The sequence below is a fragment of the Pedobacter sp. R-06 genome (genome assembly GCF_049913135.1).
In the GTDB taxonomy this organism is placed as follows: domain Bacteria; phylum Bacteroidota; class Bacteroidia; order Sphingobacteriales; family Sphingobacteriaceae; genus Pedobacter.
This window is the reverse complement of sequence record NZ_CP183977.1, coordinates 5,065,679-5,081,475: the sequence shown is the minus strand read 5'-3', so window position 1 is coordinate 5,081,475 and position 15,797 is coordinate 5,065,679. Positions and strand designations below refer to the sequence as shown.

Here is a 15,797-nt window from a genome sequence, read left to right as displayed (position 1 = left end):
ACTTTAGATTTTTAATGGTTTAAGCCTCCTTTAGGAGGTTGGGGGTACAAATTCCATTAAGGTACGATAAGCCACAAAGCGGTTTTTGTATCTTTCGTTTAGTTCGGCCTGTAAAGCAGGCGCAAATACTTCCTGGTATTTATTATAATGATCTAATGTTTCGGCAACGTACTGTGCGCAATAGGTTACCCCTTCGTTCGGTGAGTCTACGACCTTTAATAAACGATTGGAAATAAACATGCCCGTAGCCATCACTTCAGGGATATGAACATCTTGCATCCACTGTAACCACTCTTCGGCTGCTGCATCATCAAGGATGAGCGTAACATTATATAAAAACATGGCACAAAGGTAGATAATATATAAATGTTAAAAAATTGCTGATAATGGATTTTATTCTTTAAAGTGGTGTCAATCTGTTAAATTTGACGAATTCCATTGTTTTTAAGCATGATACGAACTAACGACTCTCAAAAAATAGATAACTCAACGCGTAATTATATTTATACAGGCTACCTAACTGCAATTTTCGGTGGCATTTTAGGGCTCGTGATTGGTTGGGATTTAATGAAGAAAAAGAGGAAATTGAGTACGGGTGAGAAAGTTTTCTCTTATTCGCTAACTGATAGACAACACGGAGCAAGGATCTTAATTTTATCAGGAATTTGCTTCATTTTGTTGCTAACCTTAACTATTATTGCATTAGATGCCTAAACCATCTAGATCCAGAAATGATTACCATTACCAATTCGTCTACCACTAAGGAACTTGAAGGGATTCTTGAACTCCAAAAACAAAACTTAAAAAAAGATTTAACTCCTGAACAAATAAGAGAAGAAGGCTTTGTTACCGTTTCGCATTCGCTTGAAGATCTGGAAAAGATGCATCGGTACGAACCCAACATTATTGCAAAAGATGGAGAATTGGTTGTAGCGTATGTGTTAGCAATGACTGAGGAGTCTAAAAATGATATCCCGAGACTGGTTGAAATGTACGAAAGTTTCGATCACATCCAATATCAGGGTAAATCCGTTTCTTCTTATTCCTATATTGTTGTAGGGCAGGTTTGCGTTAGTCAGGCTTATCGTGGTAAAGGTTTGTTCGATCAATGTTATCACGCCTATAAAGATTATTTTAAATCTAAATACGATTTTGCGATCACTGAAATTGCAAGCATCAATTTACGATCTATGAATGCACATAAACGTATTGGTTTTGAAGTAATTTATACTTATACAGATAGTAGTGAGGTAGAATGGAACGTGGTGGTTTGGGACTGGAAAGATTAACCGGTGGCCAGTTTTCAGTTGGTAGTTTTCAGTTAACCAATTTCAACAATTAACCGATTAACCATCCACTAATGAACCAATGACTAATGAACTAACAAAGGATTAAACCCCATCTCCACGTAAATTCCTAAACCTTTTCCTGGCTTCGGCGCTGAACATGCTCCCAGGGTAATCTGTAATCAGTTTCTGGAAATAGATTTTGGCCTGTGCAATGTCGTTCAATTTCTTTTCATAAAGATCGCCCAAGGTAAAAAGTGCATCGTCTGTCCAAATCCCATCTTTAAAATCTTCAGTTACCTTTTTCAAAATATCTGCGGCTTTTTGGAAATCTTTTGCTTTGATGAAAATTCTTGCTTTACTCATCATTATCGCGTCGGTTAGGCTATTTTGCGGAAACGCTATTGCAATACTATCCATTTTTTTAACTGCACGTTCGGGGAGGTTTCTGAATAAAAGCATCTCTGCATCGGCATACATTTTTAGTGCGTTGCTATCTGCAGGGGTTTGAATATTATCGTTAATGAGTAAACTCAGGTTAAGGGCGTCGTTTGCAATGAGTTGCGAAGTTGCGGCCTTTAAAACCAGGCATTGACCATTGCTGTATTCGAAATTACCCTGATAAAAGGAAAGTTTAGCACTCCTGAAACGTGCCTCATTTCCTACGGGCTGTCCTTCAAATTGTTTGCTCACCTGCTCGTACACTAAAAAAGCTTCCCAGGGCTGGTTGGTTAAAATGTAAATATCGCCTAAATCGAGTTTTAGCTGGCCTAACTCCTGATCGTTAACACCTGGCATTTTTATCGCTTCTTCTAACTCTTTTTCAGCATTGCCGGGTTGGTTTAAATAATAAGCCTGAAGGTTTGCCAACTTTTTAATCGCGAATAGTGTGTTCCTGTTTTTGCCGTTTTCGTCCAGTAGGGCCTGATAATCTTTCGCTAACAGATCAAGATCGGCTACCGTATATTTTCCGTTGGTACGAAGATTATACTTGGTATTCAGCATTTCTATTTTTGAAGGGAGGTAGTACTGGTTATCCTTTCCTTTAGTTAACAGGTAATCGTAGGCTTTGATAGCCGTTTCGTATGCACCATTGTCAACAAAGGTATAAATAGCATTAAATAATGTACCTCCATCAGCTTTGGTACGTTTATCGTATGCAATCAGCTGGCGCAGGGCCATATCAAATTCCTGTTGTTGAATATAGTTCCAGGTAAGTAACTGAATATAAATTTCGGCATCGGGCTCTTTCTGTATTTTCCTCAAAATGGCTGCCTGAAAAGTTTGGTAATCGTTTTTATCCTCAAAAATGGAGGCCAGTACGGCTTCAGCTTGTGGTAAAAGCTGCGGCATGGTACCCATGGCATCGAGGTACTCCTGCATGAGCATGGGCTTATCCTTTTTAAAACGGTAGATGTTCAATAGCTCAAAGGCAAAAAGTTGATCGTTGCCCAACAGTTTTCTGCCCTGCTTAAAAGTTTGAACCGCAAATTCATAATTTTCAAAACGATAAAAACTATTGGCTAAATTCCTGATCTTAAATTCATCTTTCGGAAGTTTATTAATCACATCGGTAAAAATCTTGTTTGCTGCCTGTACATCACCCTTCTCTTGATAAAGTTTGCCTAATGCTATTGGATAAACATCACCCTGGGGATTTTTTTTTATTTCCCTTTTAACCACTTTCTCCGCAACATCATAACGCTTCAATTTTACCAATGTATTAAAGTAAATATCGAAATAGGCCTCATTATTGGGTATGGCGTAAAGTTTTTCCAGTAGCACAACTGCTTTTTCATAATCCCCATCATTATAGTATTGAATGGCCAGGCTGCTTTCATCAGGTGCAATCTGTTGATTGGGACGGAAGATCTGTGCATTGGCCCCAAGAGATAAAAATAAGAATATGATGAAAAGCAAGCGGTTCATAAACCCTAAATTATAAGTTTTAAATGTAACATTTTAATACATCTTTAGCTAAAGCATCAATTGATATTAAACGTATTTTAAATGTTACCTGTATTTTATTTTGTAGGTATTTTATAAATACTAAATTGAACCACGACTTATTATTGATTGCATAAGTAACATTGTTGGTGTAAATCGCAGTTAAGTTGTTATGATACTTATTTTTGTCATCCCGTAAAGGATTTATTTATGCTAAAAAAGATTTTTCTATTGTTAATGGTTGCATTGATCTGGGCCTGTAAAGGCACAAACAATGATACTATTCCTGTGGACGATTTTTTTAAAACGCAAGATAAAGCCTATTATCGCATTTCTCCGGATGGGAAAAGTCTATCTTACTTAAAGCTTCATGATAAAAAGCTTGATCTTTTTGTTGAAGATCTTGCTACCGGAAATAGTCTTCAGTTAACCCATTTGAATGGAAAGAATATCAGTTTTCATTTCTGGACCAGCAATAACGAATTGATTTATTATACTGAAGACGAATCTAAAGAGCGTAAATCGGATATTTTCGTGATCAATAAAGATGGAAGCAAGCAGGTTCAGCTAAGTGCAAATGAGAAAAACAGGTTAAGGGTAATAGAAGATCAGTTGATTGATGATAAATACATTATTGTTGCATCCAACAAGCGCGATTCGACAGTTTTCGATGTTTACCGGTTAAATGTTCGGAATGGTAAAATGGATATTGCAGCTAAGAACCCTGGCAATATTACCGAATGGATGACTGATAATAGAGGGGTATTGAAAATTGCTGTAGCGAGCGATGGAGTGAACGAAACCTTAATGTATCGGGAAAACGAAAACCAGCCTTTTGCTCCGGTAATAACCAACAATTTCGAAACCACTTTACAGCCTGTTGCCTTCTCAGAAAGCCAACCCAATATACTTTATGCCATTTCAAATGTAAATAGGGATAAGAATGCGCTAGTAGCACTCGATTTAAAAACAGGGAAAGAGAAACAGGTACTTTTTGCAAACGATACCCTAAACGTGGTAGATGCAAAATATTCGCGACCACAAAAGAAAATGCTTTTTGTAACCTGCGAAACCTGGAAAAAGGAAAAATATTACCTTGATGACAGTACGAGGAATACCTATTCCAAAATAGATCGGCTTTTGCCAGGTACTGAATGGAAGATTATGGATAAAGATAAAATGGATAAGGTTTTTGTAGTAAGAACATTTACCGATAAAAATCCGGGTTCTTATTATCTCTATACCGTTAGCGAAAATAAACTTAAAAAACTAACTGATATTAGCCCATCTATTAAGCAGGGCGATATGAGTGCGATGAAACCAATCTCTTTTAAAAGCTCCGATAATTTAACCATAAACGGTTATTTAACCTTACCCAAAAATAAAAAAGCTGTTAATTTGCCAGTAGTGGTTCTGCCGCATAATGGCCCTACAGGGCGAAATAGTTGGGGCTATAATGCAGAAGTTCAGTTCTTGGCTAACCGTGGTTATGCTGTTTTGCAGGTAAACTATCGTGGGTCTACCGGCTATGGTAAATCTTTTTATGCTGCTGGTTTTAAGCAGTGGAGCGATAAAATCCAGGAAGATGTTAATGATGGCGTAAAATGGTTAATTGTACAAAAAATTGCCAATCCTAAAAAAATCGCCATTTATGGCAATGGTTTTGGTGGTTATATTGCATTAAATTGTTTGTATAAAAATCCCGATCTTTATAAATGTGGAGGGTCAAATTCAGGTGTAATCAATTTGTTTAGTTACCTGAAAACCATACCACCGTTTTTAAAAGCGAATTTGCAGATGTACTATGAAATTGTTGGCAATCCGGTAACCGATACCGATTATATGCGGTTTGCATCGCCTGTTTTCCATGCCGATCGGTTTAAATCGCCTGTTTTTATAGCACAGAACCCTAAAGATCCGCGTGTTAATGTAGCAGAAGGTGTTCAGTTTATCAAAGAACTGAAAAAACGGAATGTTCAGGTTACCTATATCGAAAAGGAAGAAGGGCCAAACCCTATAGTACGTCAACAGAGCAGAACGGCTTTGTACAAAGCATTAGAAGAATTTTTACAGGAAAATCTAGGTAAGAAATAGGGTATGGCCTTAGATAAAAAAAGTGGTTATCGTAAAAATTTCTCGCTTGGTATAACCTTTATTGTACTCATTTCCATTCTTTTTATCCTATCGCTTTTTTTAGCATTTAACTACAGTAAGAAGTCGATTGAAAACGATTTTGTATCTGAGAAAGTAAACGTGCTAGAGCAAAGCATTAAGCCTTATAACGATTTCTTTCAGAATAAAATGCCCGAGATTTCATATTATAGTGGCTTTTTAGATTCTTCTACAGCGGCAAAGTTTGTAGATACCGTGATGTTAAAATATCCTTTTATCTCGAAGGTTACTTTTTACGATACCGAGGTAAAGAATGTTCCTGTAAAGGATGGGATCAATGCAAACCACTTAGGTATTGGGCCTAAATCTATTTTTCAGTTTGGTAAAGGTGTTAAGCCCGATTCGGTAAAATTATATTCAGAAGATGATACCAGATCTTTTAATGTGGGAAGCGATTTTAACGCCATAGCCATTAAACTTGCCACGTTTGTTGAGGATCTGGATACGGCATCGGTACCTACACAAGAGGAATTATTTACTAATTTCTCTATCGTTAACTCGAACGAAAATAAAATCACCTATTTAAATATTCCCCGCCGGGAAGATTTAAGGGCTTATAAAGATATGATCAGACGGAAATTAAATCCGGCACCTGTTTATCAACAGGATGTACTGGTTTTTAATCTCGATGCACATAAAATCAAGGTCATCAATACCAGACCATTGTTGTACCAAACGATCAGGATTGAACCGCTTACATACGACCCGATTGATACTTCTGACGAAAATATTAATACTGAAATTGCCCTGCCAGGCGCATTTTCTGATTTTAAACTGTACCTCATTTCATCAAAATCTTACATTAAGAAAGAAATTTTTATTTACTTCATGCCGATTGCCCTGGTGCTTTTATTGGTATATGGTGTGCTTTTATTGGTGGCATTTTTAATTTACCGTAACCTCAACATCAATAGCAAAATGTTTAAACTACAGTACGATTTTGTGAATAACCTTACACATGAGTTTAAAACACCCGTCAGTGTGATTAAAATTGCGGGGAACAATATTAAAAGTGCTACCACATTAAGCCAAAGGGAGCAGCAGCTTTATGGGAAAATACTGGATGAAGAAGCCGACAAGCTGAATGGTTTAATGAACAAGTTACTGGCCTTTACGCAGATTGAAAATAAGGCGATTAAGCTGAACCAGGAAGAAGTTAATATTGTAGATTTTATTGAAAGTACCATCGAATCACATACGTTAAAACATCCCGATTTTAAGATTACTTATGAGGTGGTGGGCTTTAAAACCTTTATTACCGATCCGGTATTATTGGGGAGTTTATTCGATAATCTGGCAGAAAATGCCTACAAATATTCGAAACCAGAACAGAAAAAATTACACATTAGTGCAAAGTTGATTAAAGGGGTGCTGGTTTTTCGGTTTGCTGATAAAGGGATAGGTATCGCAGCATCAGAATTAAACAATATATTTAAGAAGTTTTTCAGAATTCAGAATGAATATAACCAAATGGGCAGTGTAGGCCTGGGTTTGGCATTCTGCAAAGAACTGGTTAACTTTATGGATGGGGAAATCTCTGTAAAAAGTAAAGTAGGAAGTGGTACTGAATTTAAAATAGTGCTGCCTTATAATAGTTAATTTTAGGAGTTGAAAGGTTACAGGTTGAAAGGTTGTAAAGTTGAATTAACCTTCAAACATTGCAACGTTACAACCGCAAATAAAACACATACAAATGTCAAAAGAAGTAAAAATATTAATCGTAGAAGATGATGAAAATCTTCGCTTTCTTGTGGCCCACCGTTTAAAGGCTGAAGGTTATACTGTGCTTGAAGCAAATGATGGCGAAGCTGGTGAAAGAATGATTGTTGCCGATCAGCCCGATATAGTTTTATTGGATTGGATGATGCCGGGTAAACAGGGTGCCGAGGTTTGCGAGAATGTGCGCAAGCAAGGATTCGAAAACCTGATCATTATGATGACTGCTAAAGCACAGGACGTAGATAAAATTGATGCCTATAACTTTGGTGCATCTGATTATATTACTAAACCATTTAATATGGATGTTTTGGTTGCGATGCTGGAGAGCAAGGTGAAATTTATCGTGAATAAAGATACTGCCGAAATTCACCGTTTTGGTAATATGGAGCACCATCCAAACATCCACACGTTGTTCAGAGATGGAAAGAAAATCGAGTTAACGATATTGGAGAACCGTATCCTCCTTTATTTCTTGCGCAACCCGGGGAAAGTAATCAACCGTGATGAACTGATGTTGGTGGTTTGGGGCTACAACTCTGATGTTAATACCAGAACGCTTGATATGCATATTGTGCGCTTACGTAAGAAGATAGAATTAAATCCTGATAATCCGCAGTTGTTACAAACTGTTAGGGGGGTAGGTTATCGCTTTAATGCGGGATAATTATATTGTGCCGTCAGATGGTAACATCTGACATCACTAAAATTATAATTTTGTCATCCTGAACTTGTCGATGAACCTTTATAGAAGCATTTCGACAGGCTCAATGTGACATCAACTTAGTATATTCGCAATTATGCTCTTTTTAAAGTAAATATTGTGATCTCTGGTAAAATACCAACCCTGCCCGGGTAGCCTAAAAAGCCATAGCCCACGTTAACGTAAAGCTGTTGTTTTTGCTCCTGGTATAAACCTGCCCATTCTTTGTAAATGTATTGGACAGGGCTCCATTGAGCCTCTTTGAAACGAACGCCAAACTGCATTCCATGTGTGTGGCCACTGAACATCGCATCTATTTGCGGGTATTTCTTTAAAACCTCTCCACGCCAGTGTGAAGGATCGTGACTAAGCAAAAGTTTAACCGGTAAATCGTCTGTATGCTGAACTGCAAGCTCCATTTTTCCATATTTAGGAAAGCGGCCCATGCCCCAGTTTTCGATACCTAAAATTCCGATTTCTTCTCCGTCTACTTTTAATCTCCGGTTTTCGTTCATGAGTAAATCGTATCCCATTACTTTATGCACATCAACCATATCTTTCAGGTTTTTTACCTTAGCAGGAGAGGATTCTTTGCCAAAAAAATAATCACCATAATCGTGGTTTCCCAATGTTGAATATACACCCAGAGGTGCTTTTACTTTCGAAAATATATCCTGATAATCTCTTACCTCATTGGTAAGGTTATTCACTAAATCGCCGGTAAAAAAAACGAAATCGGGTTTCTCTCCCAATAGCATTTCTACACCGCCCTTTACGGCTGTTTTGTTGTAAAAACTTCCAGAGTGGATATCAGAAATCTGCCCCATGGTAATGCCGTCAAAAGCTTTAGGTAGGTTAGGGAGGATTAAATTTACCCGTCGCACCTGATAATCGTATGCGCCAGAAATAATCCCCCAGCTTAATGAAGTTAAGGGTACTGCTGCTGCCACCAATCCGGCTTTAACCAGAAACTCAGAGCGTGAAATGGGTTCTGCTGCTGTATTTTGCACTGTTGAAACTTCACTTTTTTTGTTCCTCCTGAAAATTTTAATGAACAATCTACGTAAATCATCCAAGATCAAAAATGGAAGCATAGCCAGTTTACAGGCAACAGTTAAAAAGAAGGCAACCAAAATAATGGCTCTTAACGTAAGGAAAAGGTTGAGGTAAATTCCACAAAAAACGCCGAGAATCAGAAGCAGGCTATAACTCCAATATGCAATAGCAAATATTTTTTTAGTAGTCGGTTTCCATTTTTTAAAAACAGCAATAATGGCCTTATAACAATAAATATCAAATGCAATGATGAAAATGCAGGCAGCAATGATAAAAGGTAATCTTCCCATATATCGGGTTTATGTATTAAGTAAATAATCAGGCTAATTCTTTGAATGCCTAAATTTAGGTATTTGAGGTAAATAAATTATCTAAAATTCGCTTATGACTATCTAAAAAGGATTTGTAAACTCTATAAACCTCCGATTCTTCATACTTTATCCTGGTTGTTTTACCATCAGCCATTTCATAAATATAGGCATTGGGATAAGCTAATAATATCGGCGAATGTGTTGTGATAATAAATTGAGCATTTTTATCGACAAGATTATTGATTTTTGACAACATCGCAATTTGTTTTGTTGCCGAAAGTGCCGATTCGGGCTCATCGAGAATATAAACACCATTTCCGCTAAATCGATTCATAAATAGTGCCCAAAACGATTGTCCGTGAGATTGTTCATGTAAAGATAGCCCGCCATAAGAATCTATAATTTTTGGTCCGCCAAGCTCCTCATCTAGCTTATCAATCTCGCTGGCAACATTGTAAAAACTCTCACCTCTAAGAAAATAACCATCTCTTGGCTTTCTAAAACTTTTCGATATTGTTAAAAAATTATGAAGGTCAGAATGTGTTTCTGCACTTCTAAAGTTGAAGTTTTTACTACCGCCCTCCGCATTAAAGCCAAGATAGATTGCGATTGCTTCAATTAATGTAGACTTACCAACGCCGTTCTCGCCTGTGAAAAATGTAACGTTTGGATGAAAAGCTAATCCTTCAAAAGATTTTATACATGGAATGTTAAACGGATATCCATCAGGAACATTGTCTTGATTTAATCTCATCGATAAAAGATATCCGTTAAACTCCATTAAATATGATTATCTGAAATCGTCCTCATCTTCTTCTTCGTCAAATTCGGCGTTAAATAAACTGCCAAACATATCAGCGAAACCGAAGCCGCCATTTAAATAATTTTTGCTTAATTGCGAATATTCAGCTAAACCATGCAATACGAATTCCATTAACAATAAAGTTTGATTTTCGCTTAATTTAGGATGGAATTTTTTAACCAGATCGTACAGGTTCGGTACCAGCATTAGCGCTTTTTTGTACTGTGCATTGGTTAACGCATCGGTAACATCTACATTATTACCTTCGGTAAACCATTCGGTTACTTCGGTATAAGGATTGGCCGTTTTACTTTTCTTCGCTTTTTCAGGATCAGGAAAGTAACGTGCAAACAAGGTTTTAACCGCCTTGCCGATTAAAGTTGTGGCTACATGTGCTGGCCCTTCCAGTTCCCCTTCGTAAACCAGTTCTATTTTACCGGTTATTGCCGGGATAATTCCTGCAAGGTCAGATAAACGTACAAAAGTATTTTTCTCGCCTGCAATCAGCATTCTTCTTTCAGCCGTGCTGATTAAATTTTCATAAGCAGAAATGGTTAACCTGGCTGAAACACCTGACTTTTGATCTATATACTCACTTTTACGTGCCTCAAAAGCAATCTGCTCGATTAAATCCTTTACCAACCCGTCGGCCTCAATATTGGCTTTTTGATCGGTGGTTAATTTTGCCTCCTGAAAAGTAATTTTGCGCGAAATTTCGATAGTTTTAGGGTAGTGGGTCAAAATCTGACTTTCGATCCTATCTTTTAACGGCGTAACAATGCTTCCACGATTGGTGTAATCTTCAGGGTTTGCGGTAAATACAAATTGAATATCCAGGGGTAAACGCAGTTTAAAACCACGGATCTGTATATCTTTCTCCTGCAGCATGTTAAATAATGCCACCTGGATACGGGCCTGTAAATCGGGTAGCTCATTAATTACGAAAATGCTGCGGTGTGCACGCGGAATTAAACCGAAGTGGATTACACGCTCATCATTATAGGTTAATTTCAATGTTGCGGCTTTAATTGGATCAACATCGCCAATTAAATCTGCAACGGTAACGTCGGGTGTCGCCAGTTTTTCGGTGTATCTTTCGCTGCGGTGTAACCAGGCGATTTCGGTATCATCGCCTTTTATGGCAATTTCGTTTTTAGCATACCATGAAATTGGATTTAACGGATCATCAAAAATCTCACTTCCGGCAACATATGGCACATATTCATCCAATAAGTTTACCATCAAACGGGCAATCCGTGTTTTTGCCTGCCCACGTAAACCTAAAAGTAAAATATTATGGCGTGATAAAATGGCTGTTTGCAGCTCAGGAATTACTGTTTCATCGTAACCGATAATGCCCTCAAATTCGGTTTTTTTATCGCGGAGAACTTTAATCAGATTTTCCCTAAGCTCTTCTTTTACAGATCTCGATTTATATCCTGTGGTTTTTAATTCGCCTAATGTGGTGTTTTGCATCTTTTTAAAATCGGTTTTAAGGTTTAGGGTTTAGGGTTGCAGCGCGCAGCATTCAACCATTAAATCTTCGCCTGTTTAAAATGTTTTCTTAGACTCGTTAGGTAGGTGTTTCCGGCTTTGGGTTTGCCTTAAACCTTCCACCTTTCTGCTCTTTACCTTATTTAACTGTCTTACGTCTGTTTTTAATGTAATCTTCAAAAATGTACTCGCCCAAGCCATTTAACGAGCTATAAAAAGCCCTGCCGCCATTAATTTCGGTAAACTGGCGTACAAACTGTTGCAGGTAAGGGTCTTTGGCAATCATAAATGTAGTGATCGGGATCTTCAGCCGCTTGCACTGGGCAGCCATATTTAAGGTTTTATTAATTACCTTCCTATCCAAACCCATACTGTTTTTATAGTATTTGCCATTTTCTTTTAAGCAGGTTGGTTTTCCGTCGGTAATCATGAAAATCTGCTTATTATGCGTTTTTCTTCGGCGGAGTAAATCAGCAGCTAATTCTAGGCCTGCATAGGTATTGGTATGATAAGGACCAACCTGTAAATAAGGCAGGTCTTTCACGCTAATTGGCCAGGCATCGTTTCCGAAAACCACAATGTCTAAAGTATCTTTAGGATATTTCGTTTTAATCAGCTCGGCCAAAGCCATCGCAACTTTTTTTGCAGGGGTAATCCGGTCTTCGCCATATAGGATCATTGAGTGCGAAATATCGATCATCAATACAGTAGATGTTAATGTTTTAAAATCCTTTTCCTCTACTTCCAGATCGCGGTCTGTTAAAGTGAAATCGCCAATACCATGGTTAATCTGCGCATTGTGGATAGAGGCCGTCATATCAATCTGATCCAAACTATCCCCAAAACTGTATTCACGTCTATCGGCATTTTTCTCTTCGCCAACCCCCGATTGGTTGCTGTTGTGGTTTCCCCGTCCTGATTTTTTTAGTTTCCCGAAAATTTCATCAAGGGCCGATTTGCGGATCGTTTGTTCGGTTTTGGCGGTAATTTTAAATTCTCCAGATTGATTGTCTTCCGTAAGATAACCTTTGTCCTTCAGGTCGTCGATAAAATTCCCTATACCGTAATCGTTATTGGTTAATTTATATTGCTTATCGAGCTCATTCAGCCAGCTTAAGGCCTCTGCTGCATCTCCAGCTGTATAATTCAGCAGTTCGCTAAATAATTTCAGCAATTCATCAAAGCCACCCTTTGGCGCATCGCCCGGCTTATAATCAGAAAAACGAAAACCTCTCATGTGCTTATATTAACGATTTATCGAAGATAAAAGTTTCGCTTTGCATTAATTTAAGCGGGGTGTCATATTTGGAAACAAGCAGGAAGGTAAAAGTCGAAAGACCAAAGCGGATTAAATTGCCAACTGAAAACTGTCAAACTGATCTGGGCGTTCCCCAAGCTGCGCAAGGGTCGGGCTTTACAGGGCTGCGCTTCGCTCCGGTACCGATGAAGATCGGCACTGAACCCTTACAATCCCTAACGCAAAACCCACCGTTTTAGAAATAAAAATTCCGTGTCAATCTGTGTTTCCGTGGCTAAAAAATAAAGCTAACCCAACGCCATATGATAAATCTTTTTATTGTAATTCGGGTTTGCTCCAGCTTGCGAGGCTACAAAAGCCCCAACTTTGCAGGCATTATCTAGTGTGGTTTCAATAGAGTAACCCTGTAGGTAACAGGCAATAAATGTGGCTAAAAAGGCGTCGCCGGCGCCAACTGTATCGGCCACCTGCACCTTGTAGCCAGGGTGTTTAAACAATTTGCCATCTTTTAAAACGCAGGCACCTTTATCACCAAGCGTGAGGCAGATGATTTCGATATTAAACTGACTGGAAAGTTGTTTTAAAAGTTGTTCATCTGTATTACCGCTTAAACCAAAAGATTCTTTTACCCATAAAATTTCCTCTTCATTTATTTTTAGGATATCTGCTTTTGCCAAAAGTATTCCAATTAATTCTTTGGTATAAAAAGGCGCACGAAGATTTATGTCGAATATTTTAGTTTTGGCGTTTTCTAAAAGCGCAAGAATGGTTTTTTTAGATTCTTCCGCTCTACAGGTTAAACTGCAATATACTAAGGCATCGGCCTGTTTTACGGCGGCTATGTTTTCATCCGTGATTTTGATGTCATCCCATGCTACAGGTTGTTTAATCGTATACGTGGCCTGATGGTTTTCATCCAACTGCACCACAACCGTACTGGTTGGTAATTCGGCGTTTACCTGGATCAAATCAGTTGCAAAATGATTACTGGCTAGAAAATCGAATAGCTCTTTCCCATTTTCATCATCACCAATTGCGCTAATAAAACTGCTATCTATACTTTGTTTGTGTAAATTAAGCGCAACGTTCATGCTCGATCCGCCAGCTTTTTTACCTTCTGGGAAAACATCCCAGAGTATTTCGCCAATTGTGATTACTTTATTTTGCATAGGAGATTTATAGGTATGTAAATAAAGAATTTTTACGCATGGAACAAAATAATTTGTTTCATATCTTTAATTTTTACCTCAACTCAAATGACCATGAAAAGAATACTTGTATTTGCATTGTTTTTAGCTTCTTTTAGTGCTTTTGCTCAAAATGCGAAAGATAAACAGGCCATACTTAATTTACTCGAAAAGCAACGCACAGATTGGAACAAAGGCGATGTTGAAGCCTTTATGCAGGGTTATGAAAAATCGGATAGTTTACTTTTTGTAGGTAAAAACGGACCGACTTATGGCTGGCAAAAAACATTGGATAATTATAAAAAGGGCTATCCGGATAAATCAGCAATGGGTTTTCTGGTATTCGGAATTAAAAAGGTCGATTTTTTAAAGCCTGATTTGGCTTTTGTGTTGGGCAGCTGGAATGTTAAACGTGAAAAGGATGAACTTAAAGGATATTTTACCTTGTTAATTAAAAAAATTAAGGGCGAATGGAAAGTAGTTGCTGATCATAGTTCATAAGCAGTAATTTGCATCAAATGTGAAAAATATATTTAGAATTATTTTTTCTTTATTGCTATTCGCTTCTTGTAATTACGCTTCAAACCGTAAAGACCAACCCGTCGTTTACCAAAAAAATGGATTGAGTTTCCTATTGCCCAACAAATATTGGAAGGTTAAAAAAGACAGAACGGTGGAAGGAGCAAAAGGAACCCGCATAATCTCTCTGGAGAATGATGAGCCCTTAAGCAAGGATGCTTTTTTGATTTTGACGCAAATTAATAAAGACCTTAATCTAAACTCATTTCTTGAAACAACCATTCGTTCTTGCAGAAGTAGTTATCAGCAACGAAAGATAACTTTTGGATTGCTCGATACCGCTCGCAATATTAAAATTGGAAATAAAGCAGTGCTTAGGGTGGGTTTTCAAACCTCAATCATTGCGGATAGAAATATCGGGAGTATCACTCTTTTTAAATTGAAAGGTAAAACCTATTCTTTTATATTCAGTGGCGAAGCGATAGAAGCCAGGCTTCATCAAAAACTACTTGATTCGATGATCAGCTCGTTTAAAGCAAATTAATGAACGGTTATTCACAATTAAAGTTGAATAATTAATCTAAATCTGTCCCCGTTTGTAACGAGGGTTGGCGAGATCAGTATTTTTGAGAAGTATAGAATGGCGATAAAATCGTCCATCTCATGCATCCCCGTTGTCCCATAAGAATCACTTTGTGATAAACGGGGATGATGATTGTTTTATATTTTATTTATTCTCCCAACTTAAAATCCTTATAATAATAATCCTTATCAGCATCTGTTAACTGGCGGATTACCCTGCATGGATTTCCTGCGGCAAAAACATTATCCGGAATATCCCTGGTTACAATACTGCCTGATCCGATGACCACATTCGACCCAATTTTTACCCCGGGGTTAATCACTACATTTCCACCAATCCAAACACTGTTGCCAATGGTCACTTCCTGCGCCCATTCATATTCCTGATCGCGTAAATGTGCATGGATAGGATGACCGGCGGTATAAATAGCCACGTTCGGAGCAATGAAAACGCTGTTACCAATGCGTACTTTTGCGCAATCTAAAATAACAAGATTAAAGTTTGCATAAAAATTATCACCGATTTCGATGTTGTAACCATAATCGCATCTAAATGGAGGTTCTACGTAAAACATCCTTTCTGTTTTTCCGAATAACCTTTTTAATAACTCTTTTCGTTGTTTGATAAATTTCGGTGCGAGGTTATTAAACTCGAAAACAATTTCACGTGCTTTTAATCTTTCTTTTGATAGTTCTTCGCCGCCAGCCTGATAAGCTTTGCCGGCCAGCATTTTTTCTTTTTCGCTAAGGATATTGTTTTCCAT

At 37.8% G+C, this 15,797-nt stretch carries 15 protein-coding genes; 7 read left to right on the top strand and 8 right to left on the bottom strand.

The window, feature by feature from the left end; all coding sequences use genetic code 11:
* Positions 1 to 30: 30 nt before the first annotated feature.
* Positions 31 to 342 (bottom strand): DUF4286 family protein, encoded by a 312-nt coding sequence (locus ACN9MR_RS20450; RefSeq protein WP_057931775.1) that lies wholly within the window; start codon positions 340 to 342, stop codon positions 31 to 33.
* Positions 343 to 450: 108 nt separating this feature from the next.
* On the opposite strand from ACN9MR_RS20450, the gene ACN9MR_RS20445 reads away from it, so the two are divergent.
* Together ACN9MR_RS20445 and ACN9MR_RS20440 are read left to right on the top strand one after the other, a co-directional pair.
* The gene (locus ACN9MR_RS20445; RefSeq protein ID WP_057931774.1) at positions 451 to 714 is read left to right on the top strand and encodes a hypothetical protein; all 264 of its coding nucleotides are present in this window, start codon (positions 451 to 453) and stop codon (positions 712 to 714) included.
* A 17-nt stretch (positions 715 to 731) separates the two neighbouring features.
* Positions 732 to 1,289 carry a GNAT family N-acetyltransferase gene (locus tag ACN9MR_RS20440; protein ID WP_426326380.1) on the top strand — a complete coding sequence of 186 codons (558 nt, stop codon included), beginning with the start codon at positions 732 to 734 and terminating at the stop codon, positions 1,287 to 1,289.
* 102 nt (positions 1,290 to 1,391) lie between these two features.
* Here the strand turns inward: ACN9MR_RS20440 and ACN9MR_RS20435 are convergent, their stop codons facing one another.
* Positions 1,392 to 3,215: a tetratricopeptide repeat protein gene (locus ACN9MR_RS20435; protein ID WP_426326379.1), complete on the bottom strand. Its 1,824-nt coding sequence runs from the start codon at positions 3,213 to 3,215 to the stop codon at positions 1,392 to 1,394.
* Positions 3,216 to 3,443: 228 nt separating this feature from the next.
* Here ACN9MR_RS20435 and ACN9MR_RS20430 point away from each other — a divergent pair, with 228 nt between their 5' ends.
* From ACN9MR_RS20430 to ACN9MR_RS20420, 3 genes are all read left to right on the top strand, one after another.
* Positions 3,444 to 5,327, top strand: coding sequence for a S9 family peptidase (locus ACN9MR_RS20430; RefSeq protein WP_426326378.1), 1,884 nt, complete (start codon positions 3,444 to 3,446; stop codon positions 5,325 to 5,327).
* Positions 5,328 to 5,330: 3 nt separating this feature from the next.
* Complete coding sequence (locus ACN9MR_RS20425; protein WP_426326377.1) at positions 5,331 to 7,004, top strand: sensor histidine kinase; 1,674 nt, start codon at positions 5,331 to 5,333, stop codon at positions 7,002 to 7,004.
* Positions 7,005 to 7,098: 94 nt separating this feature from the next.
* Positions 7,099 to 7,788, top strand: a complete 690-nt coding sequence (locus tag ACN9MR_RS20420; RefSeq protein ID WP_029274172.1) for a response regulator transcription factor — start codon at positions 7,099 to 7,101, stop codon at positions 7,786 to 7,788.
* A gap of 131 nt (positions 7,789 to 7,919) precedes the next feature.
* Here the strand turns inward: ACN9MR_RS20420 and ACN9MR_RS20415 are convergent, their stop codons facing one another.
* From ACN9MR_RS20415 to ACN9MR_RS20395, 5 genes are all read right to left on the bottom strand, one after another.
* Complete coding sequence (locus ACN9MR_RS20415) at positions 7,920 to 9,170, bottom strand: metallophosphoesterase (protein ID WP_426326376.1); 1,251 nt, start codon at positions 9,168 to 9,170, stop codon at positions 7,920 to 7,922.
* Between the two features lie 55 nt (positions 9,171 to 9,225).
* Positions 9,226 to 9,972: an AAA family ATPase gene (locus ACN9MR_RS20410; protein WP_426326375.1), complete on the bottom strand. Its 747-nt coding sequence runs from the start codon at positions 9,970 to 9,972 to the stop codon at positions 9,226 to 9,228.
* 9 nt (positions 9,973 to 9,981) lie between these two features.
* Complete coding sequence (locus tag ACN9MR_RS20405) at positions 9,982 to 11,469, bottom strand: magnesium chelatase (protein WP_426326374.1); 1,488 nt, start codon at positions 11,467 to 11,469, stop codon at positions 9,982 to 9,984.
* A 157-nt stretch (positions 11,470 to 11,626) separates the two neighbouring features.
* Positions 11,627 to 12,724, bottom strand: a complete 1,098-nt coding sequence (locus ACN9MR_RS20400; protein WP_029274175.1) for a vWA domain-containing protein — start codon at positions 12,722 to 12,724, stop codon at positions 11,627 to 11,629.
* 308 nt (positions 12,725 to 13,032) lie between these two features.
* A complete protein-coding gene (locus tag ACN9MR_RS20395; protein WP_426326373.1) occupies positions 13,033 to 13,914 on the bottom strand; it encodes a carbohydrate kinase family protein in 882 nt (293 codons plus the stop codon).
* A 93-nt stretch (positions 13,915 to 14,007) separates the two neighbouring features.
* On the opposite strand from ACN9MR_RS20395, the gene ACN9MR_RS20390 reads away from it, so the two are divergent.
* Entirely contained in the window at positions 14,008 to 14,433 is a 426-nt protein-coding gene (locus ACN9MR_RS20390) for a YybH family protein (protein ID WP_426326372.1), read from the top strand.
* Between the two features lie 19 nt (positions 14,434 to 14,452).
* Positions 14,453 to 14,995, top strand: a complete 543-nt coding sequence (locus tag ACN9MR_RS20385; RefSeq protein WP_426326371.1) for a hypothetical protein — start codon at positions 14,453 to 14,455, stop codon at positions 14,993 to 14,995.
* Between the two features lie 187 nt (positions 14,996 to 15,182).
* Here the strand turns inward: ACN9MR_RS20385 and ACN9MR_RS20380 are convergent, their stop codons facing one another.
* Positions 15,183 to 15,797 (bottom strand): sugar O-acetyltransferase, encoded by a 615-nt coding sequence (locus tag ACN9MR_RS20380; RefSeq protein WP_426326370.1) that lies wholly within the window; start codon positions 15,795 to 15,797, stop codon positions 15,183 to 15,185.

Excerpts from the sequence above, each read along its gene's own strand:
- ACN9MR_RS20450 (WP_057931775.1), bottom strand. The coding sequence starts at position 342 with ATGTTTTTATATAATGTTACGCTCATCCTTGATGATGCAGCAGCCGAA.
- ACN9MR_RS20445 (WP_057931774.1), top strand. The coding sequence starts at position 451 with ATGATACGAACTAACGACTCTCAAAAAATAGATAACTCAACGCGTAAT.
- ACN9MR_RS20440 (WP_426326380.1), top strand. The coding sequence starts at position 732 with ATGATTACCATTACCAATTCGTCTACCACTAAGGAACTTGAAGGGATT.
- ACN9MR_RS20435 (WP_426326379.1), bottom strand. The coding sequence starts at position 3,215 with ATGAACCGCTTGCTTTTCATCATATTCTTATTTTTATCTCTTGGGGCC.
- ACN9MR_RS20430 (WP_426326378.1), top strand. The coding sequence starts at position 3,444 with ATGCTAAAAAAGATTTTTCTATTGTTAATGGTTGCATTGATCTGGGCC.
- ACN9MR_RS20425 (WP_426326377.1), top strand. The coding sequence starts at position 5,331 with ATGGCCTTAGATAAAAAAAGTGGTTATCGTAAAAATTTCTCGCTTGGT.
- ACN9MR_RS20420 (WP_029274172.1), top strand. The coding sequence starts at position 7,099 with ATGTCAAAAGAAGTAAAAATATTAATCGTAGAAGATGATGAAAATCTT.
- ACN9MR_RS20415 (WP_426326376.1), bottom strand. The coding sequence starts at position 9,170 with ATGGGAAGATTACCTTTTATCATTGCTGCCTGCATTTTCATCATTGCA.
- ACN9MR_RS20410 (WP_426326375.1), bottom strand. The coding sequence starts at position 9,972 with ATGGAGTTTAACGGATATCTTTTATCGATGAGATTAAATCAAGACAAT.
- ACN9MR_RS20405 (WP_426326374.1), bottom strand. The coding sequence starts at position 11,469 with ATGCAAAACACCACATTAGGCGAATTAAAAACCACAGGATATAAATCG.
- ACN9MR_RS20400 (WP_029274175.1), bottom strand. The coding sequence starts at position 12,724 with ATGAGAGGTTTTCGTTTTTCTGATTATAAGCCGGGCGATGCGCCAAAG.
- ACN9MR_RS20395 (WP_426326373.1), bottom strand. The coding sequence starts at position 13,914 with ATGCAAAATAAAGTAATCACAATTGGCGAAATACTCTGGGATGTTTTC.
- ACN9MR_RS20390 (WP_426326372.1), top strand. The coding sequence starts at position 14,008 with ATGAAAAGAATACTTGTATTTGCATTGTTTTTAGCTTCTTTTAGTGCT.
- ACN9MR_RS20380 (WP_426326370.1), bottom strand. The coding sequence starts at position 15,797 with ATGGAAAACAATATCCTTAGCGAAAAAGAAAAAATGCTGGCCGGCAAA.